At 43.8% G+C, this 1,239-nt stretch carries 1 protein-coding gene; it reads right to left on the bottom strand.

Features of this window, described 5'->3' with window-relative positions:
- Window positions 1-57 precede the first annotated feature (57 nt).
- Entirely contained in the window at window positions 58-1,029 is a 972-nt protein-coding gene (locus M3085_RS13830; RefSeq protein WP_249053327.1) for an IS110 family transposase, read from the bottom strand.
- Window positions 1,030-1,239: the final 210 nt, after the last annotated feature.

Genomic DNA, 1,239 nt, shown 5'->3' on the forward strand with positions numbered 1-1,239 from the left:
ATTTAAACGAACTATATTAATAAGCAAATAAAATGAGTATAAAAATTCCACCATAGGTTATTTCGTTTGCTGGGTAGAAACGAATCCATCCACATACGGTGCATCTGACTTGATTACAGCAAATGCCTGTCTGACGAGCTTGTTTGCAACAGCAATAAGAGCTACCTTAGAAGGCTTTCCATTGGCTTTCAATCTCGTATAACACTCTTTGCAAGTTGTGTTACCACGTAATGCCGACCACGAAGCGACATAAAGCAGTGAACGCAGGCTCGCATCCCCATTGCGGTTAATCCCGCCTTTGATGTGCACGGATGTTCCGGACTGCTGGTAGGTCGGGCATATCCCGATAAAACGGGAAACCTGCTTTGCATTGTTGAAATAGGAGAATCCTCCGGTAGCGACAATCAAGGCTGTAGCCAAAGTAATACCAATCCCTTTGATGGATGTGAGTAGTTTAACCTGCCTGTCAAACTCAGATGAAGCCAAGTCTGCAAGTTCAGACTCCAAAGACTCGATTTGGCTTGCCAAAAAAGAAATAGTCTTGTCCAAAGCTTTCATCCCGTTCTTGTCTTGGAATGGAAGCACTACGAGAGAACTTCTCAAGTTCCTGCTCGCGGTAAGCTGTTTCTTCAACTGCCTGATAATCGTTTTCTTCTGCTTCAGCAGCATGACGGTTTCTGAAGGCATCTTGTAAACGGGAGGATTCATCTTCTCTCCGTACATGGCAATCATGCAGGCATCTTTGGGGTCGGTCTTGGTGACGGCCATCATCATGCGTGAAAAGTGCTTGATTTGTTTGGGGTTTACCATGCTGGCAGCTATTCCCTGCCTGTCAAGCAGATAAAGAAGCAGAAAACCGTAATTGCCGGTGGCTTCCATCACACAATGATGTTCTGTTACGGAAAGCGAGCCGATGAACTTCCTGATACCTTTTACGGTGTTAGGATAAGTTTGGGTCTGATAACCCGATACTGTCGGAAAAGCAGCTACGAAGCTGTCCTTGCTGATGTCAATTCCAATGTAAGTCATAACGTCTTTAATTTGATTGAATACATCCTGTAACCTATCGTCGCCAACACGGGATCATAAGTCCCAACGAACTATCCAGATTTCAGATGTAAAGGCATGGGGACTGAACGTTTAAAACGGTTTCCATAACCACAAGCTCTACGGTCTTTGTCCATGCCTATTCAAAGAACTAAATTATCAAACTTTTAACAAAAGTACAAATGTACGACA

The sequence above is a fragment of the Bacteroides caecicola genome (assembly GCF_023337095.1).
Lineage (GTDB): Bacteria > Bacteroidota > Bacteroidia > Bacteroidales > Bacteroidaceae > Phocaeicola > Phocaeicola gallinarum.